Origin of the sequence: Rhizobium laguerreae (assembly GCF_019778565.1) — a bacterium.
GTDB lineage: Bacteria > Pseudomonadota > Alphaproteobacteria > Rhizobiales > Rhizobiaceae > Rhizobium > Rhizobium laguerreae.
On sequence record NZ_JAAXQT010000004.1, the window covers coordinates 359,016 to 386,008 of the forward strand.

At 60.9% G+C, this 26,993-nt stretch carries 26 protein-coding genes, 1 pseudogene and 1 riboswitch; of the genes and pseudogenes, 19 read left to right on the forward strand and 8 right to left on the reverse strand.

Going from position 1 to position 26,993, the window contains the following annotated elements; translation table 11 throughout:
* Positions 1 to 37 precede the first annotated feature (37 nt).
* Positions 38 to 1,063, forward strand: a complete 1,026-nt coding sequence (locus HFO71_RS15730) for a Gfo/Idh/MocA family protein (RefSeq protein ID WP_077977826.1) — start codon at positions 38 to 40, stop codon at positions 1,061 to 1,063.
* 31 nt (positions 1,064 to 1,094) lie between these two features.
* Positions 1,095 to 1,766: a GntR family transcriptional regulator gene (locus tag HFO71_RS15735; RefSeq protein ID WP_131640828.1), complete on the forward strand. Its 672-nt coding sequence runs from the start codon at positions 1,095 to 1,097 to the stop codon at positions 1,764 to 1,766.
* A 56-nt stretch (positions 1,767 to 1,822) separates the two neighbouring features.
* On the opposite strand, the gene HFO71_RS15740 is transcribed toward HFO71_RS15735, so the two are convergent.
* Positions 1,823 to 3,451: a GH39 family glycosyl hydrolase gene (locus HFO71_RS15740; RefSeq protein ID WP_077977824.1), complete on the reverse strand. Its 1,629-nt coding sequence runs from the start codon at positions 3,449 to 3,451 to the stop codon at positions 1,823 to 1,825.
* Between the two features lie 353 nt (positions 3,452 to 3,804).
* Between HFO71_RS15740 and HFO71_RS15745 the strand changes: the two genes are divergently transcribed.
* The 13 genes from HFO71_RS15745 to HFO71_RS15805 all read left to right on the forward strand — a co-directional run bounded on the left by HFO71_RS15745 (position 3,805) and on the right by HFO71_RS15805 (position 17,731).
* Complete coding sequence (locus HFO71_RS15745) at positions 3,805 to 5,706, forward strand: ABC transporter substrate-binding protein (protein WP_077977823.1); 1,902 nt, start codon at positions 3,805 to 3,807, stop codon at positions 5,704 to 5,706.
* 67 nt (positions 5,707 to 5,773) lie between these two features.
* Complete coding sequence (locus tag HFO71_RS15750) at positions 5,774 to 6,778, forward strand: ABC transporter permease (RefSeq protein ID WP_077977822.1); 1,005 nt, start codon at positions 5,774 to 5,776, stop codon at positions 6,776 to 6,778.
* A 6-nt stretch (positions 6,779 to 6,784) separates the two neighbouring features.
* A complete protein-coding gene (locus HFO71_RS15755) occupies positions 6,785 to 7,642 on the forward strand; it encodes an ABC transporter permease (RefSeq protein WP_077977821.1) in 858 nt (285 codons plus the stop codon).
* A gap of 16 nt (positions 7,643 to 7,658) precedes the next feature.
* The gene (locus tag HFO71_RS15760) at positions 7,659 to 8,681 is read left to right on the forward strand and encodes an ABC transporter ATP-binding protein (protein ID WP_376774970.1); all 1,023 of its coding nucleotides are present in this window, start codon (positions 7,659 to 7,661) and stop codon (positions 8,679 to 8,681) included.
* Entirely contained in the window at positions 8,678 to 9,568 is an 891-nt protein-coding gene (locus HFO71_RS15765) for an ABC transporter ATP-binding protein (protein ID WP_077977819.1), read from the forward strand. The genes HFO71_RS15760 and HFO71_RS15765 overlap by 4 nt, the downstream gene beginning before the upstream one ends.
* Before the next feature lie 106 nt (positions 9,569 to 9,674).
* Positions 9,675 to 11,891 carry a primosomal protein N' gene (locus HFO71_RS15770; RefSeq protein WP_077977818.1) on the forward strand — a complete coding sequence of 739 codons (2,217 nt, stop codon included), beginning with the start codon at positions 9,675 to 9,677 and terminating at the stop codon, positions 11,889 to 11,891.
* 80 nt (positions 11,892 to 11,971) lie between these two features.
* Positions 11,972 to 12,361: an AGROH133_08824 family phage infection protein gene (locus HFO71_RS15775; protein WP_077977817.1), complete on the forward strand. Its 390-nt coding sequence runs from the start codon at positions 11,972 to 11,974 to the stop codon at positions 12,359 to 12,361.
* A gap of 255 nt (positions 12,362 to 12,616) precedes the next feature.
* Entirely contained in the window at positions 12,617 to 13,183 is a 567-nt protein-coding gene (locus tag HFO71_RS15780) for a F0F1 ATP synthase subunit delta (protein WP_221988228.1), read from the forward strand.
* A complete protein-coding gene (gene atpA, locus HFO71_RS15785) occupies positions 13,183 to 14,712 on the forward strand; it encodes a F0F1 ATP synthase subunit alpha (protein ID WP_003589851.1) in 1,530 nt (509 codons plus the stop codon). The genes HFO71_RS15780 and atpA overlap by 1 nt, the downstream gene beginning before the upstream one ends.
* A 28-nt stretch (positions 14,713 to 14,740) precedes the next feature.
* Positions 14,741 to 15,625 (forward strand): F0F1 ATP synthase subunit gamma, encoded by an 885-nt coding sequence (locus HFO71_RS15790; protein ID WP_062941232.1) that lies wholly within the window; start codon positions 14,741 to 14,743, stop codon positions 15,623 to 15,625.
* A 23-nt stretch (positions 15,626 to 15,648) separates the two neighbouring features.
* A complete protein-coding gene (gene atpD / locus HFO71_RS15795) occupies positions 15,649 to 17,085 on the forward strand; it encodes a F0F1 ATP synthase subunit beta (protein ID WP_025396265.1) in 1,437 nt (478 codons plus the stop codon).
* Positions 17,085 to 17,324, forward strand: coding sequence for a hypothetical protein (locus HFO71_RS15800; RefSeq protein WP_077977816.1), 240 nt, complete (start codon positions 17,085 to 17,087; stop codon positions 17,322 to 17,324). The genes atpD and HFO71_RS15800 overlap by 1 nt, the downstream gene beginning before the upstream one ends.
* Positions 17,324 to 17,731: a F0F1 ATP synthase subunit epsilon gene (locus HFO71_RS15805; protein WP_012759246.1), complete on the forward strand. Its 408-nt coding sequence runs from the start codon at positions 17,324 to 17,326 to the stop codon at positions 17,729 to 17,731. The genes HFO71_RS15800 and HFO71_RS15805 overlap by 1 nt, the downstream gene beginning before the upstream one ends.
* Before the next feature lie 121 nt (positions 17,732 to 17,852).
* Here the strand turns inward: HFO71_RS15805 and HFO71_RS15810 are convergent, their stop codons facing one another.
* From HFO71_RS15810 to HFO71_RS15840, 7 genes are all read right to left on the reverse strand, one after another.
* On the reverse strand, positions 17,853 to 18,590 hold the full coding sequence (locus HFO71_RS15810; protein ID WP_027666858.1) for a sugar transferase: 738 nt from the start codon (positions 18,588 to 18,590) through the stop codon (positions 17,853 to 17,855).
* Between the two features lie 167 nt (positions 18,591 to 18,757).
* The gene (locus HFO71_RS15815) at positions 18,758 to 19,978 is read right to left on the reverse strand and encodes an acyltransferase family protein (RefSeq protein WP_077977815.1); all 1,221 of its coding nucleotides are present in this window, start codon (positions 19,976 to 19,978) and stop codon (positions 18,758 to 18,760) included.
* A gap of 121 nt (positions 19,979 to 20,099) precedes the next feature.
* The gene (locus tag HFO71_RS15820; RefSeq protein ID WP_077977814.1) at positions 20,100 to 21,110 is read right to left on the reverse strand and encodes an ABC transporter substrate-binding protein; all 1,011 of its coding nucleotides are present in this window, start codon (positions 21,108 to 21,110) and stop codon (positions 20,100 to 20,102) included.
* A 68-nt stretch (positions 21,111 to 21,178) separates the two neighbouring features.
* A complete protein-coding gene (locus HFO71_RS15825; protein WP_077977813.1) occupies positions 21,179 to 21,991 on the reverse strand; it encodes an ABC transporter ATP-binding protein in 813 nt (270 codons plus the stop codon).
* Positions 21,988 to 22,794: an ABC transporter permease gene (locus HFO71_RS15830; protein ID WP_077977812.1), complete on the reverse strand. Its 807-nt coding sequence runs from the start codon at positions 22,792 to 22,794 to the stop codon at positions 21,988 to 21,990. Before HFO71_RS15830 ends, HFO71_RS15825 begins: the two co-directional genes overlap by 4 nt.
* A 12-nt stretch (positions 22,795 to 22,806) precedes the next feature.
* Positions 22,807 to 23,415: a YkoF family thiamine/hydroxymethylpyrimidine-binding protein gene (locus HFO71_RS15835; RefSeq protein ID WP_131640827.1), complete on the reverse strand. Its 609-nt coding sequence runs from the start codon at positions 23,413 to 23,415 to the stop codon at positions 22,807 to 22,809.
* Positions 23,406 to 23,519, reverse strand: a riboswitch (TPP riboswitch). Its footprint overlaps the gene before it by 10 nt.
* A 162-nt stretch (positions 23,520 to 23,681) precedes the next feature.
* The gene (locus HFO71_RS15840) at positions 23,682 to 24,281 is read right to left on the reverse strand and encodes an NADPH-dependent FMN reductase (RefSeq protein ID WP_077977810.1); all 600 of its coding nucleotides are present in this window, start codon (positions 24,279 to 24,281) and stop codon (positions 23,682 to 23,684) included.
* Between the two features lie 82 nt (positions 24,282 to 24,363).
* Here HFO71_RS15840 and soxR point away from each other — a divergent pair, with 82 nt between their 5' ends.
* The 4 genes and pseudogenes from soxR to HFO71_RS15860 all read left to right on the forward strand — a co-directional run bounded on the left by soxR (position 24,364) and on the right by HFO71_RS15860 (position 26,986).
* Positions 24,364 to 24,828 carry a redox-sensitive transcriptional activator SoxR gene (gene soxR / locus HFO71_RS15845; RefSeq protein WP_017995352.1) on the forward strand — a complete coding sequence of 155 codons (465 nt, stop codon included), beginning with the start codon at positions 24,364 to 24,366 and terminating at the stop codon, positions 24,826 to 24,828.
* A gap of 111 nt (positions 24,829 to 24,939) precedes the next feature.
* A complete protein-coding gene (locus HFO71_RS15850; RefSeq protein WP_077978073.1) occupies positions 24,940 to 25,710 on the forward strand; it encodes an SDR family NAD(P)-dependent oxidoreductase in 771 nt (256 codons plus the stop codon).
* A 26-nt stretch (positions 25,711 to 25,736) separates the two neighbouring features.
* Positions 25,737 to 25,901, forward strand: a pseudogene (locus HFO71_RS15855) (ArsR/SmtB family transcription factor); the annotation flags it as partial.
* 191 nt (positions 25,902 to 26,092) lie between these two features.
* Positions 26,093 to 26,986, forward strand: a complete 894-nt coding sequence (locus HFO71_RS15860; RefSeq protein ID WP_020051954.1) for a LysR family transcriptional regulator — start codon at positions 26,093 to 26,095, stop codon at positions 26,984 to 26,986.
* Positions 26,987 to 26,993: the final 7 nt, after the last annotated feature.

Here is a 26,993-nt window from a genome sequence, read left to right on the forward strand (position 1 = left end):
ATTATTGATAAATTGAATTGAACATAGAGGAAGCGCCGTGATGGGAATGGGGCGACGGCGTATCGGCATTATCGGCGCCGGCTGGGTCAGTGCCTACCATCTGCCTGCATGGATGCGGCAATCGGAACGAGCCGAGCTCGTGGCGATTGCCGATCCGTCGCCGAGCGCCATCGAAGCTCGGCTTGCCGCCTTCGATATCGCGCACCACTATACAAGTGCGCAGGCGATGCTGGATGCCGAGCAGCTCGATGCCGTTGATATCTGCGCGCCGCGGGAATTCCATGTCGAGTTGGTCCGGCTGGCGGCGGCAAAGGGCCTCGACATCATCTGCCAGAAGCCGCTGGCACCCTCCTATGGCGAGGCGATCGATCTGCTGGCAAGCCTTCCCAACATGGGCAGGTTGATGATCCACGAGAACTGGCGGTTCCGCGCCTATTATCGGCGGATGAAGGCATGGCTCGACGAGGGGCTTGCCGGCGAGATCCGCCAGGTGCGGTTCGAATTCCTGTCCAGCGGCATGATCGCGGATGCGGAGGGAAAGAGGCCGGCGCTGATACGCCAGCCGTTTTTCCGGACGCAGCAGCGATTGCTGGTCATGGAAGTCATGATCCATCATCTCGATACGCTGAGATATCTTCTGGGCGAGTTGGAGGTGGTCACTGCGCGGCTTGAGAGGAGCAATCGCGATATCGTCGCGGAGGATGTCGCAAGCGTCGTCCTGCGCCGGACGAGCGATGGCATTCTCGTCACCATCAATGCCAATCTCGCGGTGCATGGCGCGCCGCCGTCGCCGCGCGATCACTTACGCATCTTCGGGGCGCGCGGCACGCTCGAACTTGATGGCAATCTGCTCTCGGCTGAGGGTGCGCAGCAGCGCCGGGAAAGCTTCGATCCTGACGAGACCTACCAGGGCGCCTATGACGCGACCATCGCGCATTTCCTCGACAGCCTCGATGGAAAGGTGGCGATGGAGACATCGCCGGGCGATAACATCAAGACGCTTGCTCTTGTCGAGGATATCTATCGCCTGAGCCGGTTCGACCCGGAACGCAATCCACTGTAACATGGCCTGCCGCCGTCAGAGGAGATGACATTTGCAGACGCTCAACGAAAGCCGCGAAGACGGCATAGAGCATGATGATCTAAGCATTGCCCGCGCGGTGGAGGAGGACATCATTTTCGGGCGGCTAGCGCCCGGAACCCGCCTTACTGAAGACGCGCTTCTTGCCCGCTTTCACGTCACGCGCCATTTCGCCCGGCAGGCGATCGTGCAGCTCGAGACGATGGGCATCGTCGTTCGGGAGCGCAACAAGGGGGCGACCGTGCGTTCGCTGACGGCCCGCCAGGTCCAGGAAATCTACGATGTGCGTGAATTGCTGCAACGACAGGCAGCGCTGTGGATAAAGCTGCCGGCGCCCGAGGCATTGATCGAGGAACTGCTGGCGCTGCACGATGAGCATGGTCGCCACGTCGAATCCGGCTATCTCAGGGGTGTGCACGAGGCCAACGACAAATTTCACCTGACGCTCTTCGGCGCCTGCGGCAATGCGCATCTGGTGCAATCGATCGAGCTCTATATGCGGCTCAGCCTGCCGGTGCGCGCCAATTCGATGTCGAGCAAGGGCTCGTTGCGCATTTCGCACGAGCACCACCGGCTGATGATTGAGATGCTGCGCGGTGAGGATAACTGGGTTCTCGCCCAGCTCTGCGTCGACCATCTGCAGCCGAGCAAGAAACGTTATCTCGCCTATGTCAGCGAGAGTTGACCGGGTCGTTTGAAAGGGAGCGCAAACTTTCGATTGCGCTCCCTTCGCCTACCGGCTCACCAATCGAGGCGCAGGAGAGACACGCCCTGACGCGGTAGGGAGACCTTGAGGGCGATCTTGCCGTCATCAACCTTGACCGACGCCTGACCGTCGATCTCGGCGAGCTTTCCCGAGGCTTCCAGTCTGGCATAGTCTTCGCCGGTCGGATTCTGCGGCTTGCCCATTGTCTTCCAGACGCCGAAGGCGTTGGAATGCTCCTCGTCCATCCTGAAATGCTTGAGCGAGGCGGACATGTCGCCCCAGCCATCGAGATTGACCGTGATGTCTGCGGACGGCCCGGCTTCATCATCGTCGTGGTAGTGCCAGAGCAGAATGGAAACACCCTTGTCGTCGCGGGTCGCCACGACATTGACATCGGGCTTGCCGCGAACGCCATGGCTCATGATATCTTCGATATCACGGCGATAATCGCTTTCCGATTCCAGCCATTCGCCGCCGAGTTTGCCGAGCATGCGGAAGCCGTTGAGAACAGCCTTGTCGACGCCGTTGGTGGCAAGATCGCGGAAGCCGTCGAAATAGGGCTGGTCGTCGAAGAGGAAGGCCCAGGTGACCGCGCCTTCGATGTGGATGTTGGCGCGTCTTGCGAGCTCATAGGTGCGGATCATGCTTTCGACGACATAGACGCCGTAGAGCGGGCCGTTGCGATAACCGTTCTGGGGATGGACGCGTGCAGAGCAGGCAGCACAGCCTTCCGGGTCGGATTCGCCGATCACCACGGGCAGGTGGCGGAGTTCCGGAAACTCATTGATGATGGCAAGGTTCGTCTCGATGTCGCGGAGCTGCTTGTGCAGGCCCATCCGCACGTGACCCTCGTAGATCACGGGATTGCCCTTGGCGTGGAAGGCGAGGAAATCGATCGGCGACTTGTTGTCGACCACATGCTTGAGGAAGGCGCGCAGGAAGGTCTGGGCCTTTTCATTGGCAAAGGCGCCGCAGGTATGCGGCCCGCCGACGCGGGCCTTCGGAAGCGCGCGCTTCAAGGCCTTGGCGCTGACGTCATACATTTCGCAAAATTGCGGGATGGTGCCGGTCCAGTAGTGGCCGTCCGGCTCGTTCCACACTTCCCATGGCCAGCTTGAAACGACGTCCTCGCCATATCTTTCGGCCAGATGGCGCGCCCATGCTTCGATCAGGTCGCCCCATTTCTTCAGGTCCGTCGGCGGGGCCGTCCAGCCGGTGGTGATCGTTGCGTATTTGTCGGCCGGCTCCCATTGGTGGCGATAGGGACCGTCGAAATCGGATAGCGCTTCGGGCGTGAAGCCGATCTGAATCAGCGGAATGTTGCCGGCTTCGACATAGGTGTCGAAGATCTTGTCGATGATCGTCCAGTCGTAGACCGGATTGCCGTACGCATCCTCGGCATAGGCATTGGTCGAACCCCATTTGAGGGCAGGCAGGCCATCGCCGCTGGTCAGAAGATTGTGCGCGCGGATGCGGGGCGGCTCGGGGCTGAGTTCTGTGAGTTCTTTGAGCAGCTTCCTGCCGTGCGGGGAGTAAGTGTAGTTCGGCTCGTCGTAGCCGAACCAGTTCCACAAGGGCTCGTACTTGCCGGTCGGCCGGTTGGCGTGAACGGAGATTGTCACGTCATAGGGGCTGCTCATCCTGGTGTCCTCTTGAACGGTCATGCCAAAGCCTCCTCCCGAAAGCAGCTGACCTGTCTGGTGATGAAGTGCGGCCTCTTGGGAGGGCGCGCCGCGCTCGCCGCAAAAGCTAAGCGAAATGCTCGCTTTGTCAATAATATAAAAAAGCCCATCGTCACAACGGGTCAAGAATGCCTGAAAATGCGCTATTTTTTACGCCTGTCAAAATTATCAGTTGCCGTTTCTCAAAATATTGTCGATAACTATGGCGTGAGTTCGCCCGCCGCCGAGGAGTGCATGTGTCCCTGCGGCACGTGCAGGCAGGGGTTCGCTGGACGCCATCGTCAATTGATTACGGGAAGTGCTCGCCGCAGCGAGTTGAGGAGGAGGAACATCCGATGAAGTTCCGTAAATATGCAGCCATTGCCTTATTGTCGCTCATGGCCCTTCCGGCATTTGCGCAGGATTTCATTGCCGGCATACCGCGCAATGAAACGCTGATCATCCAGGGCACGCCGCAGCAGAATGCCGACTGGTTCAACCTCTGGGCTCCGGGCGGCGGGGCGGCGGCAAACCTCAACGGTCTGCAGCAGCTGACCACCGATACGCTGTGGTTCATCAATCCAGAGGGCGGCAAGGATGCCTGGCAGAATGCGCTGGCCAGCGAACCGCCGAGCTACAACGCCGATTTCACCGAGATGACGGTGAAATTGCGCAAGGGCATCTTCTGGAGCGACGGCGTCGAATTCACCAGCGACGACGTGGTCTATACAGTGCAGACGCAGATCGATCATCCCGGCATGGCCTGGAGCGCGCCCTTCACCGTCAATGTCGCGAGCATCGAAAATCCGGATCCGCAGACGGTCGTCTTTCATCTGAAGAAGCCGAATTCGCGTTTCCACACGCTGTTTACCGTGCGCTGGAATGCTGCCTGGATCATGCCGAAGCATGTCTTCGAGAAGGCCGCAGATCCGCTGTCCTTCAACAACAATCCGCCGGTTTCGCTCGGGCCCTACCAGCTGCAAAGCTATGACAAGGGCGGCAACTGGACGATCTGGAAGCTGCGCGACGACTGGCAGCGCACGTCGATCGGCCTGGCTGCGGCACAACCACCCGAGGTCAAATACGTCGTCTATCGTGCGGCCGGCAATCCGGAAGCTCGCGTCATCGAACAGCGCAACCACAATCTCGACGTCATCAACGACATGGCGCCCGAGGGCATGTTCTCGATCATGCGCGACAGCAAGAGCACGGCCTCCTGGCTAAAGGGCTTTCCTTTCGCGCATCCGGACCCGACGCTGCCTTCCGTTCTCTTCAATACGAAGAAGGCGCCCTTCGACAGCAAGGACGTGCGCTGGGCTCTCGCTCTGCTGATCGATATCCGCGAAGTGGCCCTCGGCTCCTACCGCGGCGCGGCCAATATCGCCGCCCTTGCCACGCCACCGACGGGTTCTGCCCCGGACGATTATTATGCACCGATGCAGGACTGGCTGACGAATTTCGAGCTCGACACCGGATCCCGGAAGATCAAGCCCTACGATCCGAACATCTCGGCGCAGATCGCCAATATGGTGCGCAGCCAATGGGCCGATCAGATCCCGACCGATCCGGCCAAGCTGCAGCGCACATTCGGCTTCGGCTGGTGGAAAAAGGACGTTCAGGCTGCAACCGAGCTGCTGCAGAAGGCAGGCTTCAAGAAAAGCGGCCGCCAGTGGGTGAAGCCTGACGGCACGCCCTTTGCGATCCGCCTGCAGGTGGAAGGCGATGCCATCCCGACGCTTGCCCGCGCCGGCACGGTGATTGCCCAGCAATGGACGCAAGCCGGCATCGCCACCAAGGTCGATGTCGCCGGCCCGACCAATGGCCAGCGCCTCAGCACCGGCGACTTCGAGGCGGCGATCTACTGGAGCATCGAGACCTGGGGCGGTCATCCCGACCTCTCCTTCTTCCTTGACAGCTATCATTCGGAGTTCATCAAGCCGGTCGGGCAGATCCAGCCGCCGCGCAATCTGCAGCGCTGGCAGGATCCGCGTCTCGACCAGATGATCGAGCGCAATCGGTCGATCGCCTTCGATTCGCCCGATGTCGCCAAGCTCGGCCAGGACTTCCTGAAGCTTGCCGTAGAGGAAATGCCGATGATCCCGCTGATGGCCTACAACAAGTTCGCGCCGCTCGATACGACCTACTGGACCAACTATCCGAGCGCCGACAATCCCTATTCGGCCTCGGGTCCGAACTGGTCCAACATCCGCTACATGGTGGTCGGTCTGAAGGCCAATCCGGACGCGCCGAAGCCTTGATCGAGGCACTACAAAGGGAGCAGCCGGCCGCCGGCTGTTCCCGTTCTGCTATTGAAAGGTCGATGTCATGAACGGCTTTCTGATCTATGCGGCAAAACGCTTTCTGCAATTTCTCTTCGTGGTCTTCACCGGCATCACGCTGGCCTTCCTGATCGCGCATTTTTCGCCGGTCGATCCGATCGAGCAGACCGTATCGCTGTTGACGAGCTTCGGCTCTACCGATCCGCAGGCCGTCGAAATCCTTCGCGAATCGCTGCGCGAGCTCTACGGCACCGGCGGACCGCTGCTCGACCAGTATTTCACCTTCTGGGGCCGCGTCCTGACCGGCGATTTCGGCCCGTCGCTTTCCTCTTTTCCGACCCCCGTCATGACCGTCATCGGCCGTGCACTGCCCTGGACCGTCGGGCTTCTGACGCTCGCAACGATCATTTCCTGGATCATCGGCAATTTTCTCGGCGCGCTTGCCGGCTATTTCCGCAGCAGCAGGCTGCTGAAGGTTACCGGCATCGTCATCATGGCGCTGCAGCCGATCCCAACCTACATCATCGGTCTCAGCCTGGTGATCCTCTTCGGTTTCATCTGGCCGATCCTGCCGATCAGCGACGGCGCGCAGGTCAACCTCGCGCCGGCCTTCAACTGGGCCTTCATCAGCTCGGTGATCGAACACGGCATCCTGCCGGCCCTGACCCTCGTGCTCGTCGGCATCGGCGGCTGGTTCATCTCGATGCGCTCTCTGGTTTCCAACATCGTCACCGACGACCACGTCGTCTATGCCGAACTTGGCGGCGTGCGCTCGCGCAGCATCTTTTCGCAATATGTGGCGCGCAACGCCATGCTGCCGCAGGTCACCGGCCTGGCGCTCAGTCTCGGAAACGTCTTTGGCGGCGCCGTCATCGTCGAGTTCGTCTTCAATTATCCAGGGATCGGCAAGCTTCTGATCTCCGGCATCTATTCCGGCGATTACAGCCTCGTGCTCGGTGTCACCACCATCGCCATCATCGCGGTTGCCGCCGCGGTCTTCGTGATCGACATCATCTATCCGCTGATCGATCCACGCGTGAAACTGGGGTAATCCGTGATGTTCAAAGTCCTCAGAGACCTGCTGCGCTACAACAAGGAGTTCCTGCTCGGAACCATCCTGATCGCTATCATCCTGGCGCTGATCGTGGCGTCGTTCTTCTCGCCCTATGACGAGAATGCTATCTATGTCGTTGCGCCCGACATGCCCCCTTCGGCCGAATTCTGGCTCGGCACCACCTCGCGCGGCCAGGAGGTTTTCTGGCAGATCGCCGCCTCGATGCGCAATACGCTGTTCTTCGGTATCATCGTCGCCTTCGTCAGCCGCATCATCGCCATCGCCGTCGGGCTGATCTCCGGCTATATCGGTGGGCGAACCGACCAGATCATCATGGCGGTCAACGATACGCTCGGCGCACTGCCGAACATTCCGATCCTGCTGCTTCTGGTCTTCGTGCTCCGCGACCAGATGACGTGGTTCATGCTGGCGATCACCGCAGCGCTGCTCGGATGGACACACGACAGCCGCCTGATCCGTTCCGTCGCCTTGTCTCTCCGTCAGCGGGAATTCACCCGGCACGCGGTCTTTTCGGGCATGCGCACACCGCAGATCCTCATCCGCGAACACCTGCCCTATGTCATGCCGATCGTCTTCTTCACGACGATGAACAACATGATCTGGGCGATCGGTCTCGAGGTGACGCTCTCGGTGCTCGGATTTTCCGACATCAACCGGCCGACGATCGGCGGCATGATCTACTGGGCCAATGCGCATTCCGCGATGGTATCGGGCATATGGTGGTGGGTCGCCTTTCCGATGCTCTTCGTCGTCATCCTGTTCCTCGGCCTGTTCATGCTCGCCATGTCGGTGAACGAATATATCGACCCGCGCTCGCGGCTCGCCCGCATGGGAGCTTGAGGAAATGCAGAACCTGATGAGGACGCAGCCTTTGACCCTTGCCGAAAACGCCACGGACGCGCTGACGATCGACGGGCTGAAATGTTATTACGTCAATGATTATTTCGGCGTGCGGCGGGAGATCCGTGCCGTCGACGATATCAGCCTGACCATCCGCAGGAACGAGATCTACGGCATTGCCGGCGAGTCCTCGAGCGGCAAGACATCGCTGATCAAGACGCTTGCCGGCGCCATCCGTCCGCCGATGCGCGTCGTCGGCGGAACGGTGAAATTCAATTTTGCCGGCGGTCCGATCGATGTCTATGGCGAACCGGCGAAGATGAAGGCGGCACGCTGGCGTCACCTTTCCTACATCATGCAGGGCTCGATGAACGTGCTGAACCCGGTCAGAAGGGTCAAACACGCCTTCACCGATTTCGCCTCCCGCCATATGAACCTCGATCCCGCCGCCTTCCGGGCGCGCGTCGAGGCGCATCTTGCCAGGCTGCATCTCGATCCGCATGTGCTCGAAGCCTTTCCGCATCAGCTCTCCGGCGGCATGCGCCAGCGTCTGACGATTGCTCTGGCCACTGTCTGCGAGCCGGAATTTATCATCGCCGACGAGCCGACGACGGCGCTCGACGTGCTCGTGCAGCAGGACGTTCTGGCGCTGATCAAGGAAGTGCAGGCCCGCCTGCAGTCCTCGGTCATCTTCGTGACCCACGACATGTCGGTGCATGCCGCCATCACCGACCGGCTGGCCATCATGTATGCGGGACGGCTGGCGGAGGAGGGACCGACGCAGGCGATCTTCGACAATCCCCAGCATCCCTACACCGTCCACCTGATCGGCAGCCTGCCGCGCATTGGCGACGTCTCGACGCGAAAGAGCCTCAGGGGCAAGCCGCCGGCACTTTCGGATCCGCCTTCGGGATGCCGTTTCCATCCGCGCTGTCCGATCGCGATCGACAAATGCGCACGTGAAGTGCCGGCCATGCTGCCGAGCGCCACGGGAGGGCGGGTCGCGTGCTTCCGTGCCGGGGAGTATCAGATCCAATGAGCAGCCATTTCCTTCTCGAACTCGACCATGTCACCAAGCTCTTTCCGATCGGCGGTTTCTTCTCGCGCGAAAAGATGAAAGCGGTCGACGATGTCACCTTTGCCCTTACCGCCGACAAGCCTGAGATATTCACGATCGTCGGCGAATCCGGCTCCGGAAAATCGACGCTGGCGAAGATGATCCTCGGCAGCGAAAAGGCCGACCGGGGAAGCATTCATTTCGACGGTACGGATGTGAAGGCGGTGCGTTCCCGCAGGGATCGCGAGGCTTTCATGGCCAAGGTCCAGCCGGTCTTTCAAAATCCGTTTGAAGCTTTCAATCCGCTGACGCGGATCGACGAGTATCTGCTGGCCACCGCCCATCGCTTCAAGGGAGCAAAGAGCCGCGCCGAGAAAGAGGCGCTTGCCGACATTGCCCTCCAACGCGTCGGCCTGTCGATGGCGGAGATAAAAGGCCGCTTCTCGCACGAGCTTTCAGGCGGGCAGTTGCAGCGCATCGCCGTCGCCCGTGCGCTGATACCCGAGCCGAAGCTGATCGTGGCGGACGAGCCGGTCTCGATGGTCGACGCATCGCTTCGCATGTCGATCGTCAATCTCTTCCGCGATCTGCGTGATGCTCTCAACGTTTCGATCGTCTACATCACCCATGATCTTGCGACCGCCTATTACATTTCCGACCGCGTGGTGATCATGCGCAAGGGCGTGGTGGTGGAGAGCGGCGATGCCAGGGACGTGCTCGAACATCCGAAACACGCCTATTCGATCGCGTTGAAGAACGCTGTCCTGCCGCCCAATCCGCGCGAGGCATCGGCGATCCTGCGACTGCGGCAGCGCAACGCCGAGACAAGTGAAGCCACTTCCGGCAGTGGCGCCCGCCTTGCCAGGTGAAGCGCAATTCCTGACCTTCACTGTTTAAATCGTCGAGACGACCCGGAACGCGTCGCTGCGTCTTTGCGGTTCCAATTCCGTCAATTTGCGGGCATGGTCTCGCGCGATGAGCACAGATTCGTCCGATCTCTTTGGCGCGCTTTTCGAGGCACCGCCCGCGAACCGAACGGTTCCCGTGCTGGTGCCGATGCCGGCGCCAAAACCCTATTCCTATTCGGTGCCGGATGGCATGGCGGTCGAGCCCGGCTCGGTCGTGCAGGTGCCGCTCGGGCCGCGGCAGGTGATCGGCGTCGTCTGGGACGGCGGCGAGGACGGCGTCGATCCGAAGAAGCTTCGGCCGATCAGCCATGTCTTCGACTGCCCGCCGCTTGCCAGGGAAATGCGGGATTTCATCGATTGGGTGGCGACCTATACGCTCTCGCCGCCCGGCCTCGTCGCGCGCATGGCGCTCCGGGCGCCGAACGCTTTCGAACCGGAACCGATGGTGGAGGGGTTGAAGCTCGTCGGCGGCGAACCGGAGCGGATGACGCCGGCGCGCGCCCGGGTGCTCGATACGGCCTCCGACGGCTTTTCCTGGACACGCAGCGGCCTTGCGCATGCGGCGGGTGTCTCGACGAGTGTCGTCGACGGGCTGATCACGCTCGGCATTTTTGAGGCGATATTCCTGCCGCCGCCCCCGGTGGTTGCGATGCCGGATCCGGATTTTGCGGCAGCACGTCTCGAAGGGCCGCAAAGGCAAGCGGCCGAGGAGATCGTTTCCGACGTCCGCAAGTGCGAATTTTCGGTGTCGCTGATCGACGGGGTAACCGGCTCCGGCAAGACCGAGGTCTACTTCGAGGCGATTGCCGAGACGCTGAAACGCGGCAAGCAGGTGCTGATCCTGCTGCCGGAGATCGCGCTGACGGCCAGTTTCATGGAGCGCTTTCAGGACCGCTTCGGGGCAAAGCCGGCCGAATGGCATTCCGATCTTGCGCCGCGTATGCGCGAAAAGGTCTGGCGCCAGGCGGTGACCGGCGAAGTGCGCGTCGTGGCGGGCGCCCGCTCGGCGCTCTTCCTGCCCTTCGAGGATCTCGGCCTGATCATCGTCGACGAGGAACACGATCCCGCCTACAAGCAGGAGGATCGCGTCTTCTACAACGCTCGCGACATGGCCGTCGTGCGCGGCCGCATCGGCGATTTCCCCGTCATCCTGGTGTCGGCGACGCCGTCGGTCGAAAGTCAGGTCAACGGCCAGAGCGGCCGCTACAGCACCGTCCACCTGCCGACGCGTTTCGGCGATGCGGCGATGCCGGACCTGCATCTGGTCGATATGCGCAGGCACGCGCCGGAGCGGGGCGGCTTCCTGTCGCCGGTGCTGATCCGGGCGATCGGCAAGACGGTGGAAAAGCGCGAACAGGCGCTGCTGTTTCTCAACCGGCGCGGTTATGCGCCGCTGACGCTCTGCCGGGTCTGCGGCCACCGGTTCCAATGCCCGCAATGTTCGAGCTGGCTGGTGGAGCATCGTTTCCGCAAGCAGCTGCAATGCCATCAATGCGGCCATGCCGAGCGCACGCCGGAGGCCTGCCCGGAATGCGGCACGCTCGACCATCTCGTCGCCTGCGGGCCAGGCGTCGAGCGCATCGCCGAGGAGGTGGAACGGCATTTCCCGGAGGCGCGAACGATCGTTCTCTCGTCCGATATCATGGGCGGGGTGAAGCGGCTGCGGCTGGAGCTGGAAGCGATCGCCAAGGGCGAGGCCGATATCGTCATCGGCACCCAGCTCGTCGCCAAGGGCCACAATTTTCCGCTGATGACGCTGGTCGGCATCGTCGATGCCGATCTCGGCCTTGCCAATGGCGACCCGCGCGCGGCCGAGCGCACCTTCCAGCTTTTATCGCAGGTGACGGGCCGGGCCGGGCGCACCGGCCTCAAGAGTCATGGGTTGCTGCAGACCTACCAGCCGCAGCATCCTGTCATGCAGGCGATCGTTTCCGGCGATTCCGACGCTTTCTACGAGCGCGAGATCACCGAACGCGAACGCGCCCTGTTGCCGCCCTTCGGCAGGCTCGCCTCGATCATCGTTTCGGCCGAAACCCGCCACGACGCCGAAAACCACGCGCGCGGCATGCGCAACGCCGCGCCGCAGGTGTCGGGCATCTCGGTGCTCGGCCCGGCCGAAGCGCCGCTCGCGCTGGTGCGCGGCCGCCACCGCTTCCGTCTATTAGTGCACGGCCGGCGGAACTCTGACATGCAAGGGTTCCTGCGGGCGATGCTGTCGCAATCGCCCAAAGAGCGCGGATCGGTGCAGGTGCAGCTGGATATCGATCCGCAGAGTTTTCTCTAAATCAAATAAGGCCGCCATTCCCTCCTTTTTCGGCGCATGCCATAAAACACTGATTCATCCGGGTGATTTGGGGCTGATGCATGGAGTTTTACTTTCCGACCGAGTTTGGCGAGCAGCTTGCCTTTTGCTCCGCCGCTTTCACGGCGCTCGCCGGCTTCATCATGATGTTCGCGCCGGGCCAGGCTTTCCGTCTTCTCGGTCTGCAGGCGCAGGAGGGGCGGCCGGAAGGCTTCGGCGAGGGGCGCTCGATGGGCGGTTTCTATCTCGGCTTCGGGCTGTCGGCGATCATGCTCGCCCAGGACTGGATCTATATGGCGCTCGGCGCCTCCTTCGCGATGGCTGCCTTTGCCCGCGTCATCTCGATCCTGTCCGATAAGGGGAGTAATCTCGTCAACTATTTACTCCTGGTTGTACAGATCGCTTTGGCCGCGCTACCGCTGCTCTACGTTTTCGGCTTCATCCAGACGTGACTCTCGCTGCCGGCAGACGGCGTCTTCGGCCTGCTTTCAGGCCATTGCGCGATTTTGCAGACAGAAATTCATGTGAAAGGCGTATTCGGGCATTACGCGTGTTGCGAGTCCGAACATCCTATGTTAGACGGACCCCGAATTTCGGAAGAAGCAAGAGGCTTCTCTTGTGATTTCTGGGGGAAATCAAAACGAATTCAAGATCATAGGTTCGGCGCCCGCCGAGAGCCGGATTTTGGGTTGAAATCAGGGAAATTTGTGCCAGTGGCAGACACGTCCCAGCTTACTTCTGGTGTTACAGAGCGCTATGCCTCGTCGCTTTTCGAATTGGCGCTCGAGCAGGGCGCCGTCGATAGCGTCACCGCCGATCTTGACCGTTTCCAGGCGATGCTGGATGAGAGCGCCGATCTGAAGCGCTTCGTCGCAAGCCCGGTTTTTTCCGCTGAAGACCAGCTGAAGGCGATCGTCGCCATCAGCGAGAAGGCCGGCATCAGCGGTTTCTTCGCCAATTTCCTGAAGGTCGTGGCGCGTAACCGCCGCCTGTTCGCCCTGCCGGGCATGATCAAGGCCTTCCGCATCATCGCCGCGAACCATCGCGGTGAAATCTCCGCCGAGGTCACCTCGGCGCATGCGCTTTCGCAAGCGCAGGAAACCGAATTGAAGGTGGCACTCAAGAGCGTTACCGGCAAAGACGTGACGATTGCCGTCACGGTTGATCCGTCAATTCTTGGTGGTCTGATCGTGAAGGTCGGGTCCCGTCAGATTGATACGTCTCTTCGTACCAAACTCTCTACCCTTAAGCTCGCATTGAAAGAGGTTGGCTGATGGATATCCGCGCCGCGGAAATTTCCGCAATTCTCAAAGACCAGATTAAAAATTTCGGCAAAGAGGCAGAAGTCTCGGAAGTCGGCCAGGTTCTCTCCGTCGGTGACGGTATCGCTCGTGTCTATGGTCTGGACAATGTCCAGGCCGGCGAAATGGTCGAGTTCCCGGGCGGCATCCGCGGCATGGCGCTGAACCTCGAATCCGACAATGTCGGCGTCGTCATCTTCGGCTCCGACCGCGACATCAAGGAAGGCGACACCGTCAAGCGGACCGGCGCCATCGTTGACGTTCCGGTCGGTCCGGAACTGCTCGGCCGCGTCGTCGACGCGCTCGGCAATCCGATCGACGGCAAGGGCCCGATCAACGCGACGCGCCGTTCGCGCGTCGACGTCAAGGCTCCCGGCATCATTCCGCGCAAGTCGGTTCATGAGCCGATGTCGACCGGCCTCAAGGCCATCGACGCGCTGATCCCGGTCGGCCGCGGCCAGCGCGAGCTGGTTATCGGTGACCGCCAGACCGGCAAGACCGCGATCCTTCTCGATGCCTTCCTCAACCAGAAGGCCATTCACGACAACGGTCCGGAAGGCGAAAAGCTTTACTGCGTCTACGTCGCCGTCGGTCAGAAGCGTTCGACCGTCGCCCAGTTCGTCAAGGTGCTCGAAGAGCGCGGCGCGCTGAAGTATTCGATCATCGTTGCCGCCACCGCTTCCGATCCGGCGCCGATGCAGTTCCTGGCTCCGTTTGCCGGCTGCGCCATGGGCGAATATTTCCGTGACAACGGCATGCATGCGCTGATCGGTTACGACGACCTGTCCAAGCAGGCCGTGTCCTACCGCCAGATGTCGCTGCTGTTGCGCCGCCCGCCGGGCCGCGAAGCCTATCCGGGCGACGTTTTCTATCTGCACTCGCGTCTGCTCGAGCGTGCTGCGAAGATGAACGACGACAAGGGCGCCGGTTCGCTAACCGCTCTGCCGGTCATCGAAACGCAGGGCAACGACGTGTCGGCCTTCATTCCGACCAACGTCATCTCGATCACCGATGGCCAGATCTTCCTTGAAACAGACCTGTTCTACCAGGGTATCCGCCCGGCCGTGAACGTCGGTCTGTCGGTTTCCCGCGTCGGCTCGTCGGCGCAGATCAAGGCGATGAAGCAGGTTGCCGGCTCGATCAAGGGCGAACTCGCCCAGTATCGCGAAATGGCCGCCTTCGCCCAGTTCGGTTCGGACCTCGACGCTGCGACGCAGCGCCTGCTGAACCGCGGCGCACGCCTGACCGAACTCCTGAAGCAGCCGCAGTTCTCGCCGCTGAAGACGGAAGAGCAGGTCGCCGTGATCTTTGCTGGCGTCAACGGCTATCTCGACAAGCTGCCGGTCGCTTCGGTCGGCAAGTTCGAGCAGGGCTTCCTCTCATATCTGCGTTCGGAAGGCTCCGCCATCCTCGACGCGATCCGCACGGAAAAGGCAATCAGCGACGATACCAAGGGCAAGCTCACCGCTGCTCTCGATAGCTTCGCAAAGTCTTTCTCATAATCAGGCCCTAAGTTAGGACGGATCACGGATGCCTTCACTTAAGGATCTGAAAAACCGGATCGCCTCCGTCAAGGCGACGCAGAAGATCACCAAGGCGATGAAAATGGTCGCCGCGGCGAAGCTTCGGCGTGCGCAGGAGGCGGCCGAGGCCGCCCGGCCTTATTCGCAGCGCATGGGTGCGGTTCTGGCGAACATCGCCAAGGCCGTCACCGATGCCGACGGCGCACCGACGCTGATGACCGGCACCGGCCAGGACAAGGTCCATCTGCTGGTGGTCTGCACGGCCGAACGTGGTCTTTGCGGCGGTTTCAATTCGCAGATCGCACGCTTTGCACGCGAACATGTCCGCAAGCTGCTTGCCGAAGGCAAGACGGTGAAGATCTTCACCGTCGGCAAGAAGGGTCACGACATCCTTCGCCGCGAATTCGCCTCGCTGATCATCGAGCGCAAGGAATTGCGCGACGTCAAGCGCGTCGGCTTCGAGAATGCGGACCAGATCGGCAAGCGCGTCATCGAGATGTATGCTGCCGGCGAGTTCGACGTCTGCACGCTGTTCTATTCCGAGTTCAAATCGGTGATCAGCCAGATTCCGACGGCGCAGCAGCTCATCCCGGCTTCAACGGGAGCTGTGCAGACCGAAGATGCCGCACATGCAGGCGCCGTCTACGAATACGAGCCGGATCCGGCATCGATCCTCGAAGATCTGATCCCGCGCAACATCTCCGTCCAGGTCTTCCGCGCGCTCCTTGAGAACGTCGCGGGCGAGATGGGCGCCAAGATGAGCGCTATGGACAATGCGACGCGTAATGCCGGTGAGATGATCAACAAGCTGACGCTGAGCTACAACCGCCAGCGTCAGGCGCAGATCACCAAGGAACTCATTGAAATCATTTCGGGCGCGGAAGCGCTCTGAGGCTAGGAAAAGAGGGTCAGAAAATGGCTGAGGCAGCTACCCCCAAGATCGGCTCTGTCGGCAGAGTCACCCAGGTTATCGGCGCCGTCGTCGACGTTGCGTTCGAAGGCGAACTGCCGAAGATCCTGAACGCGCTGGAAACCAGCAACAACGGCAACCGCCTGGTTCTCGAAGTTGCGCAGCACCTTGGCGAAAATGTCGTCCGTACGATCGCGATGGATTCGAGCGAAGGTCTCGTTCGCGGCCAGGAAGTCGCTGATACCGGCGCTCCGATCATGGTTCCGGTCGGCAACGAGACGCTCGGCCGCATCATGAACGTCATCGGCGAGCCGGTCGACGAAGCCGGTCCGCTGGTCACCGCTCACAAGCGCGCCATCCACCAGGATGCGCCGTCCTATGTCGAGCAGTCGACGGAATCGCAGATCCTCGTCACCGGCATCAAGGTCGTCGATCTTCTGGCTCCCTACGCACGCGGCGGCAAGATCGGCCTCTTCGGCGGCGCCGGCGTCGGCAAGACCGTTCTGATCATGGAACTGATCAACAACGTCGCCAAGGCGCATGGTGGTTACTCGGTTTTCGCAGGCGTCGGTGAACGCACCCGCGAAGGCAACGACCTCTACCACGAAATGATCGAATCGAACGTCAACAAGCATGGCGGCGGCGAAGGCTCGAAGGCGGCACTTGTTTACGGTCAGATGAACGAACCGCCGGGTGCCCGCGCCCGCGTCGCCCTGACCGGCCTGACGGTTGCCGAACACTTCCGCGACCAAGGCCAGGACGTTCTGTTCTTCGTCGACAACATCTTCCGCTTCACGCAGGCAGGTTCCGAAGTGTCGGCTCTGCTCGGCCGCATCCCGTCTGCCGTCGGTTATCAGCCGACGCTTGCAACCGACATGGGCCAGATGCAGGAGCGCATTACGACGACGACGACCGGCTCGATCACCTCGGTTCAGGCCATTTACGTTCCGGCCGACGACTTGACCGACCCGGCGCCGGCGACCTCGTTTGCTCACCTTGACGCAACGACGGTTCTGTCGCGCTCGATCGCGGAAAAGGGTATCTACCCAGCGGTCGATCCGCTCGACTCCACGTCGCGCATGCTTGATCCGATGGTCGTCGGGGAAGAACATTACGACGTCGCCCGTAAGGTCCAGTCGACGCTGCAGCGCTACAAGGCCCTGCAGGACATCATCGCCATTCTTGGCATGGACGAACTGTCCGAAGAGGACAAGATTGCCGTCGCCCGCGCCCGCAAGATCGAGCGTTTCCTGTCACAGCCGTTCTTCGTCGCCGAAGTCTTCACCGGTTCGCCGGGCAAGCTGGTTGCTCTCGAAGACACGATCAAGGGCTTCAAGGGCCTCGTCAACGGCGAATACGATCATCTGCCGGAAGCTGCCTTCTACATGGTCGGCTCGATGGAAGAAGCGGTCGAAAAGGCCAAGAAGCTCGCAGCTGCTTAATGAGCGATGCGCTAGACGAGATATTCTGCTGCGACTCCTTGAAAGGGGTCGTGGCGGATCTTCCGGAACCAGCAGCGCCGACCGTCTATCGCGCCGATAATGGCGTGCTGATGATGGTGGTGGGTCTGGTCCAAAGCGAGGAAGGCCTCGGTTATCTCGACCAAGCGATAATGCACTGCCCGTTCTGCGGGACTAAATTGCAAGATGCGAAAGCCGTAGCCGAGAAGGTAAGTCACTGATGGCTGACAATTTCAACTTTGAGCTCGTTTCGCCGGAGCGTCTGCTGCTGTCGGAGATGGTGACCGAGGTCGTCATCCCCGCGACTGAAGGCGAGATGACGGTCATGGCAAACCATGCGCCGACGATGACGACGATCAAGCCGGGTGTCGTGAGCGTGCGTTCGGCCTCCGGCAAGAAGCAGGACTACGTGGTATTCGGCGGTTTTGCCGATATCCTGCCGACCGGCTGCACATTGCTTGCCGAATCCGCGGTTCCGGTCGAGGAACTCCATAAGGACGAACTGACGCGCCGCATCGAGGCCGCCCGCAAGGAACTCGAACATGCCGAACTGCACGAGCACAAGTCGAAGCTCGAGCACTTCATCATGGAACTGACGCATCTGCGCGGCGTCGTTCAACAGGATTGATCGCAACCGGCTGCGACGATGAAAGGCGGCTTCACGGCCGCCTTTTTTTGTGTCTGTTTCTCTGGCTTGAAATGAAATGAAGAAGCGGCCGATAGGCCGCTTGCCGACGTGCCGGATCGTCTCAGAAGCCGGTGCCACCCCGCAGCTCGATGACGACCGTCTTGAACAGGATCTTCAAGTCGAGCAGCAGGCTGAAATTCCTGACATAATAAATATCGCAGGCAATGCGAGCGCGCGCTTCCAGCGGGCGTGCCGTCGGGCCGCGCCAGCCGCGTGTCTGCGCAAGACCGGTGATGCCGGGGCGCATGATGTGGCGGTGGTGGTAGTCCGGCACCAGTTCCTCGTAGAGCCGGCCGGCCGCCCGCATATTGATGGCGTGGCAGCGCGGGCCGACCAACGACATCTCACCCCTGAGAACGTTGAAAAGCTGCGGCAGCTCGTCGATATTGGTCTTGCGGAGCAGCGCGCCGATGCCGGTCACCCGGCTGTCGCCCTTGACGGTCTGTTGAATGCCGCTCGGATCGCAAGCTTCCGCGCGCATCGACCGGAACTTGAAGACTGTGATCTTCCGACCGTTCAGCCCCCAGCGGATTTGGCGGAAAAACACCGGACCACCATCGTCGAGTTTGATGAAAAGAGCGATTGCCAGAAAAAGCGGCGCCAGCACGATGAGAGCGCTGACTGAGGCGACGATGTCGATCAACCGCTTCACGCCGAGCCGCACAGCCATCTTTCTTTCGATAATGGAAAAGCTATCCGGCTGGCGAATGTTGGAGTTCGCTATAACCAGGGTCTTGGTTTTGTCGTGACGCTGAGACGGATCGAAGCGTGGATTCGTCTTCGAAGTAAAAGCATTCATTACGCAAGGTCCACAAGTTTATATGCGATACTGAGCAACATGGAGACAAATACATGGTCACGTATCGTTTGTCATCGGTATAAATAAGAATTTGATAACCCTAAAGACGCCAAAAATGGGAGTATTCGGCGTTAACCTTAATGCCTGTAGTTGCGATTACCGGGAATTTATACTTTGAAAGGAGTAGCCCGATTGGGTTGACGAGATGTCAGCCGGTTTCCGAAATGGATCGCCGGTCTTTCCAACAGGTGGTAGCTGAGGCTTGCGATGAGTAGGATGAGCGCTGCCGCCAGTCCGCAAGATTGCAGCCAGCCGGTGACCACATTTTCAGAGGAAAAGCCGAACGAGCCCCGATCGAGCCTCTGGATCAATAACAGGATGATCTCCTGCCAGATATAGATGCCAAAGGAGATCTTCGCGATATAGCGTACCGGAGCATTGTCGAGGAGCCTGCCCAGGTGTTGCGAATGACTGAGCGAAACGAGCGCCGTTGCGACCGCCAGCGGAAAGACCGGAAAGCCATAGGGGATTTCGAGCCAGCCGTAAGCTTCGGAGGAGCCGCCGGGCGATATGACGAGGCGGTAGGCGGCAATGGCGAGGCCGAGGAGCGCTGCGGCATCGAACCAGGAGGAGCGCCTTCTTGGCAGCATGACCTCGACGCCGGCGGCAAGCGCGCCGAGCGCGAAGACGGCGAAGAAGCCGATCGGATTATATCTCGGCATCCACTCCTTCGCCCCGCCTTGCAGGCCGTACTGCCAGCCGCGTTCGATGTCGTCGAGCGGAAAGACGGTCAGGATCAGCAGATGGGCGAGGAGTACGCTCGTGATGACGCAAAGCCAGGCGAAGCGGGCAAGCAACGGGCGCTGCCTCAGGAATGGCAAACGAAACAGCAGGAGAAAGCAGACCGGCAGGAGCACATAACTGGTGACCTCGAAGGGAATGGACCAGAGCGGCCCGTCGGCTTCGACAGGAAAAAAGGTGCGCCAATGCCACTGGCTCATGAACAGCAGCCCGGAGACGTAGCGGAGCACAAGCTCAGGCGTCAGCGGCAGGGCAAGCAGCGTCAGGCTGAGGGCGAAGCCGATGGTGGCGGCGAACCAGAAGCCCGGAGCGATGCGGGCCATCCTGCGGATCGTGTAGTGCCGTAGGCTCGGCATGTCGCTGCCCGCGTCGAGCGCGCGCCAGAAGGGATGGGCAAGAAGAAAGCCGCTGAGCACGAAGAACACGGCGACGCCGAAATTGCCGAAGCGGAGGATGTTTGCGGCCTGTCCGAGTTCATCAGGGATTCTGTGCATATCCAGCCGCAGCGCGAAGTGGTGGGCGAGCACCAGCAGACAGGCCGTTACGCGCAGAAAGTCCGCTCCGGCCAGTCTCTCTTGTTGTCGCATCTTGTTCCCCGCTCTGCCCAGAGCATGGTGCCGAAAAGTGTGAGCGGTTTTCGGACGACATCATGCTCCGGGTCTCGGATTTTGCAGCGGAAAGCCGCGACGGGCAAGGCAGGCGTTGGGCTCAGTCGAGAAGATCGTTGGTATAATAGGTGGAAAAGTCCGGCTTCTCCTTGAGTGCGGCGCCATTGGCATCGACCAGAATGCCATTCTCCATCAGGAAACCGCCGAGGGCCTCGGCCTTTGCCGGGTCGAGCCTACCGATCACGCCGGCCTCGGATTTCAGAAAGTGCCCCTCGATCAATGCCTTCTGGGAGGCCTTCACCAGTTCCGTATTCATCAGTGCGCCGTTGCTTCCAGAGATCAGCAGGTCGCAGGCTTCGTCGGGATGGTCGACGGAGTAGGCATAACCCTTTCGTGTCGCCTGGATGAAGGCGCGGGCGTGTTCCCGACTTGCGGAGAGATAGGCGTCGCTGGAGACGATGACCGTCGTCTGCTCGTCGGGAATGCCATAATCGGAATAGTGGAAGCGGCCGATTTTCCGGTTTTCCAGTTCGGCGGCGATGCCTTCCCAGGTGTAGATCTCCAGCGTGAAGTCGATCGAGCCATTGTCCAGCGCCTCGTAAGCGGAGGTGCCGAGGGTGACGGTCTTGACGTCGCCTTTGCCGCCATCATTGCGGATCATTGCGGAGATCAGCGCGCTCTCCCAGGTGCCGCCAAAGCCGCCATAGGTCTTGCCGTCGAGGTCTTTCGGGCTCTTGATGTCGTCACGTCCGCCCTTGAAGATCAGGCGTGCGGTTTCCGTCTGGACGACGCCGTAGACCATCTTCACGTCACCGCCGCCAGCGCGCTGCGTGAGGGTCTCGATCTCGCTGCTGATGCCGAAATCGGCAACGCCGTTGGACACCAGCGTTCCGGCGCTGGTATCGGCAAAGGGAAGAATTTCGACATCGAGGCCGGCATCGGCATAGAAGCCTTTCTCCTTAGCGACATAGATGCCGATATGGTTGGTGTTGGGCGTCCAGTCGAGCGCGATGCGGACCTTTGCGGGCGCCGATTGGGCGAAGGCGGTGCGGCCGGCGAGGCTTGCCGCGATGGCGGCGAAGATCGTCTGGCGACGGGTGAGAAGCAGCATGGTGACCTCCTCAGGTCTCTAGGGCATGATGCCGAAAAGTGTGAGCTGTTTTCGGACGACATCATGCTCTAACTCTTTAAATTAGAACAGGATTCAGATTTTAGGCCGACCGGCCTAAAATCATCCTGTTCTAGCGGATGAAGCAGGGTTTGCAGGATTTCGGTTTCGATCGCCTGGGCCGCCGGCGAGCCGAGATCGGCAATGCTTCTCGGACGGGGCAGAGGAACGCGGAATTCGCGGATGATACGCGCCGGACGAGCCGAGAGCACGTAGATACGGTCGGAGAGAAACACGGCCTCGCGAACATCATGGGTAATCAACAGCGCCGTCCAGCGGTGTTCGGTCCACATGCCCTGCAGCCATTCCTGGATCTGCGTGCGCGTGAGCGCGTCCAGCGCGCCGAAAGGCTCGTCGAGCAGCAGCATGTCCTGGGTCTGAACGACGGTGCGCAGCAGCGCGGCGCGCTGGCGCATGCCGCCTGACAGTTCGGAGGGATAGTGATGCTCGAAGCCTGCGAGGCCGAAGCGCTCGAACAGAGGCGCGACGGCGGCACGGGCCGAGCGGCGGCTCATGCCGCGCACCTCAAGGCCGAGTGCGGCATTGTCGATGATCCGGCGCCAGGGCATCAGCGCATCGCGTTGCGGCATGAAGGCGAAGGAATGCGGCGCCTGTTCCAGCGGCGCGCCCTTGAAGAGCATGGTGCCGGAATCGGGCCGAAGCGCCTGTGTCAGCAATCTCAGTACCGTCGATTTTCCGGAGCCGGACGGGCCGACGATCGAGACGAACTCGCCGTCTGCGACGGCGAGCGAAATATCGCCCAGCACCTTCATGCCGTCGAAGGACTTCGAGATGTTGGTGAGTTCAACCATTCCATCGCTCATCGGCGCTGCTCCCCGGATTGTTGCCAGGGCATGACGAGGCGCTGGATCATCAGCGTCAACCCGAAGAGGCAGAGCGTCAGCACGGCGCTGACGACGACGGCGGCGAGCACGAGATCGGGGCGGAAGTTGTTCTTGGCGTTGAGGATATAGATGCCGAGGCCGCGGGCGGCGCCGGCATATTCGGCAAAGATCGCGCCGACGACGGCATAGGTGATCGAGATCCGCAGGCCGGCGAAGAAATAGGGCAGCGAGGAGGGAAGCCGTGCCAGACGGAAAATGCGCCAGCGGCTCGCCTTCATCGAATTCAGCAATTCGGCGATGTCGCGGTCGGTCGATTCATAGCCCTGCAGCAAGGCGACGAGCAGCGGGAAGAAGGTGACGAGCGCCACCAGCAGGATCTTCGGCAACAGGCCGAAGCCGAACCAGAGGACGACGAGGGGGGCGATCGCCACCAGCGGCAGGGTCTGGCTGGCGATGAAGATCGGCAGCAATGCCCGGCGCATGAAGGGCACGAAATCCATGAGGATCGAGGCGGCGAAGGCGAAGGCAAGCGACAGGGCGAAACCACCGAGTGTCGCGCCGAGCGTCGGCCAGGTGTTTGATATCAGTGCCTCGCGGTTCAGCCAACCCTGGATGACGATGCGCGAAGGCGCCGGCAGGATGGACGGTTTGATGCCGGAGAGATCGACATAGAGTTCCCATGCCGCCAAGAAGATGCAGCCGGCGAGCAAGGCGGGTATGCCCCGGTAGAGAGCGGCGCGGAGCGCGGCAAGGCGCGATTCCGATGGTTTTGACGGTGTCATCAGCGTTCGATTTCAAGCTTTCGTCGGGCTGTTGGCCGACACCGTGATGTCGAGGGTCACATGCCCTTCGGGTTCGCCGAAGCGCGAGAAGGCCTCACGAATGGTGGCGAAGACGGCGCCAGCGTCGCCAGAGAGCCTGGTGCAGAAATTCTTGGCGCGGTCGAAGGTGCCGGAGCGCTTCAGAAAGTCGATGCAGCCATAGATCTCGTCCATATGGGTACCGGTTCCCATGACATTGAGCGAGAATTGCGCAGCGGTCGGCTGTCCAGTTTCGGCGGTGATTTCAACGGCGGCAAGTGCGGCTGTTATACGCTCGGCAAGCGGCTCCGCCTGGCCGAGGGAGGGGTTGACGCCGCAGATGGCGTCGTCGGGCTCGCCGGGGCAGCCGCGTGAAACGGCAGCGGACAGCACGCAATGCTCGCCGGTCTTTGTGGCGGCGACGAAAAGATCGTGCATGGCGGCGAAGAGAATGTCAGGCGGGCCGACCAGCAAAGTGGAGATGTCATCGGTCTCGATGCGCAGCCGGTCGCGATAGGGGTCGAGCGCCGTGACGGCATCGAGAATGATGCCGACGAAATTGTCGGACATCGGATAGAGTGACACTTGTGCGCCTGAGAACATCTGAACCTCGCTCCGCTGGCATTACCCAGATCAGCTTTGAAGGGTCCAGAGGCTTGCGCCTCACATCTCAGCCCCGGCAATACGGAGCTCCCCTGTTATTTGCGCGGAAACTACCACCGGGGTTTTCTCCCCGCAACAGCAAAATTGCGAACCCGTCCGTGCGGTCGGAATGAACCGGATGTGAGGGAAAACACCCGGGCGGAGGATCTGCCCGGGTGTTCCCAATGGTTCCGTACCTGCCGGGAACGGAACCGGAGCTTTCTGGCTTATGCGTACGTCTGAAAAGACGCGCGGCGCTCCATGTCGGCATAGGGACGATCGCTGCGGGCGGTGACGAGCGCTTGCGTCCACCATTCCAGCCTCGCCATCATCCGATCGAGCAAACGCATTGTATCGGCGGGATTATCGAGTTGTCCGTCTGGGTCGAAGCGGTTCCAAGGTGCGGCAAAGCTCACCGAATCGCGGATGGTGACGGCGTGCAGTTCGGCAAAGACCAGCCGCAGCTGTTCGACGGCGCGCAGGCCGCCGGATATGCCGCCATAGGAAACGAAGGCGACCGGCTTGCCCTGCCAGGGCTCGAAGAAGAAATCGATGATCGACTTCAACGAGGCAGTGAAGCTGTGATTGTATTCCGGCGTGACGATGATGAAGGCGTCGGCCATGCCAAGCCGTCCTGCGAGCCTGTCGACTTCGGGATGCGCCATGTCACGGTTGGCCGGCAGTGCGAAATCCAATGGGTCGATGATGTCGATATCAAATTGTGGGAAGCGGATGAGCTCCTGAGTCAGCCATTTGACCACCCGGTCGCAGATGCGGCCCTCTCTCGTGCTTCCGTAGATGACAGCCAGCCTGGTGGGTGTTTGCATGCGTCGCTCCTTATTGCGATTGGACTTTACGATTGCAGGAGCAAGGGTTATAAAACCTCAACTAATCTTGAGGTCAAGAGGCATGGATACAATTCCGGCAGCGCCGCTCGGCAAGCTCCTGACGGTCGGTGAAGTGGCGGAGCGCAGCGGCCTGGCTGTCTCGGCGCTGCATTTTTACGAGACCAAGGGGCTGATCTCAAGCATCCGCTCCCGCGGCAATCAGCGGCGCTATGGGCGCGATGTGCTTCGCCGGCTCGGCATCATCAAGGTGGCGCAGCGTGTCGGCATTCCGCTTTCGGAAATCCAGGCGGCGTTCGAGTCCCTGCCGCAGGGACGCACGCCGACAGTGGCCGACTGGCAGACGCTTTCGGCGCGCTGGAAGGATGATCTCGACGCGCGAATCAGGCGGCTTAGCCTGCTGCGCGACCGTCTGACCGGCTGCATCGGCTGCGGCTGCCTGTCGATCGAAAGCTGTCCGTTGCGCAATCCCTGCGACCGGCTCGGCAAGGAGGGGCCGGGCGCGCGGCTTCTGGAGACCGAAAACTAACCCCTGTTTTCGCCGGGAAAGATCGATGCGCGCCTTTCTTTCAGTCGGCGCGCTCATATGTTAAGGGCGAATGACACAACCGGCGGCACTGTCCGCGAGGAGGACGGCTTCGTGTTCCATCCCAGACTGTTCGAAAATCGCAATGTCGTGGTGACCGGCGCCGGCCGCGGCATCGGCCTTGAAGTGGCCCGGCAGTTCCTGGACTGCGGCGCGAAGGTGATCGTCCATACCGGGCGCAAGCCGGGACGCGACCTGCCGGATTTCCTGCTGACGGCTGAATCCGAAAGACGGGCGCTGCTGCTTAATGCCGATTTCTCTGCAGTCGGTGGGGCAGCGCAATTTGCCGAGGATACTCTCGCCTTTTTCGATAAGGTCGATGTGCTGGTCAACAACGCCGGCACCATGCTTGGTCGTTTTCCCGCTGCCACACTCACCGATGCAGAATATGAGGCGGTCGTGCGGCTCAACCAGACATCGGTGGTGGCGCTGACGCGGGCGCTGCTGCCGGCATTGAAGGCGGCTGGTGGTGCTGCCATCGTCAACACCGTTTCGATTTCGGCGCTGACCGGCGGCAGCCCCGGTTCCTCGATCTATTCGGCCTCGAAAGCCTTCGTTGCGACCTATTCCAAGGCGCTTGCCCGTGAGCTTGCACCGGACGGAATCCGCGTCAATTGCGTGTCGCCGGGAACGATCGAGACGGATTTCCATGAGCGCTATTCCTCTCGCGAAAAGCTGGAGCAGACGAGAAAATCCATCCCCCTGCAGCGGCTCGGCACGGCGGAGGACTGTGCTCCCGCCTATCTGTTCTTGGCGGCTCCCTCGCTCTCGGGCTACATCACCGGACAGGTGGTCGAGATTAATGGAGGTCAGCTTATCTGCTGATTTGTTTGGACGTTTTTTGACATATCATCCAGCAGGCAATGGTCTCGCAGCAACTGGCGCGGTTAAGGCTCGAAAGCCTGGTCCATACGCGCCGCCAGGGCAGGCTGGTCTATTACAGCATCGGCAATGTCAGCGTGCTTGCCTTTCTCGAATCGCTGTTCGATCTTTTTCCGGCTGCAGAAAACAGTTAGAGCATGATGCCGAAAAGTGTGCGCGGTTTTCGGACGACATCATGCTCTATTTCTTTGATTTAGATCAGGATTCAGATTTTAGGCCGATCGGGCCTAAAATCATCCTGATCTAGAGATCGCCCTTGCGGCGCGCGGCTGCTGCGTCAAAGATGAACTGACCCGGATGATGTCACGCCGGATCGGGAGACCGGATGATCGACAAGCTGGAATTCTTCATCGCCCTTGCCAATGAAAAGCATTTTGGCCGTGCCGCGGAGGAGTGCGGGATCTCGCAGCCGACGCTTTCGGCGGCCATCCGGCAGCTCGAGGATCAGCTCGGCGTCATGCTGGTGCAGCGCGGTTCGCGGTTCCAGGGGCTGACGCCGGAGGGGCAGCGGGTGCTCGAATGGGCCCGGCGCATCGTCGGCGATGCCCGCACCATGCGCGAGGAGATGCGCGCCGCGCGCCGCGGTCTTTCCGGCCACATCCGCCTCGCCGCCATTCCGACCGCCCTTGCCATGCTGTCGCGCATCACCACGCCCTTTCAGGAGCGGCATCCCGGCGTGACCTTCTCGATCGTCTCGCGGAATTCGCTGCAGGTGTTGAGCATGCTCGAAAACCTCGAAATCGATGCAGGCGTCACCTACCTCGAAAACGAGCCGCTCGGCCGCGTTACGACCGTTCCCCTCTATGCCGAGCGCTATAATCTGATCACGGCTGCCGGCAGCCCGCTATCCGATCGCGACAACGTGACCTGGCGGGAGATCGGCGACCTTCGGCTTTGTCTATTGACTGCCGACATGCAGAACCGCCGGATCATCAACCGCCACTTGACGGAAGCAGGCGCCACAGCGCATCCGACACTCGAATCCAACTCGATGATCGTGCTGTTCTCGCATGTCAGGACCGGACGCTGGGCGAGCATCATGCCGCGCAACGTCGCCAAATCCTTCGGATTTCCAGTGGAAATTCGCATGATTCCAATCGTTGAGCCGGAGGCGCATCATCTGGTCGGCCTTGTTGCGCCTTATCGCGAGCCCTTCACGCCGCTTGTCTCGGCCTTGCTGCATGAAGCGAGAGTGCTCGTACAAGATGAAGAACTTTGATAGAAAA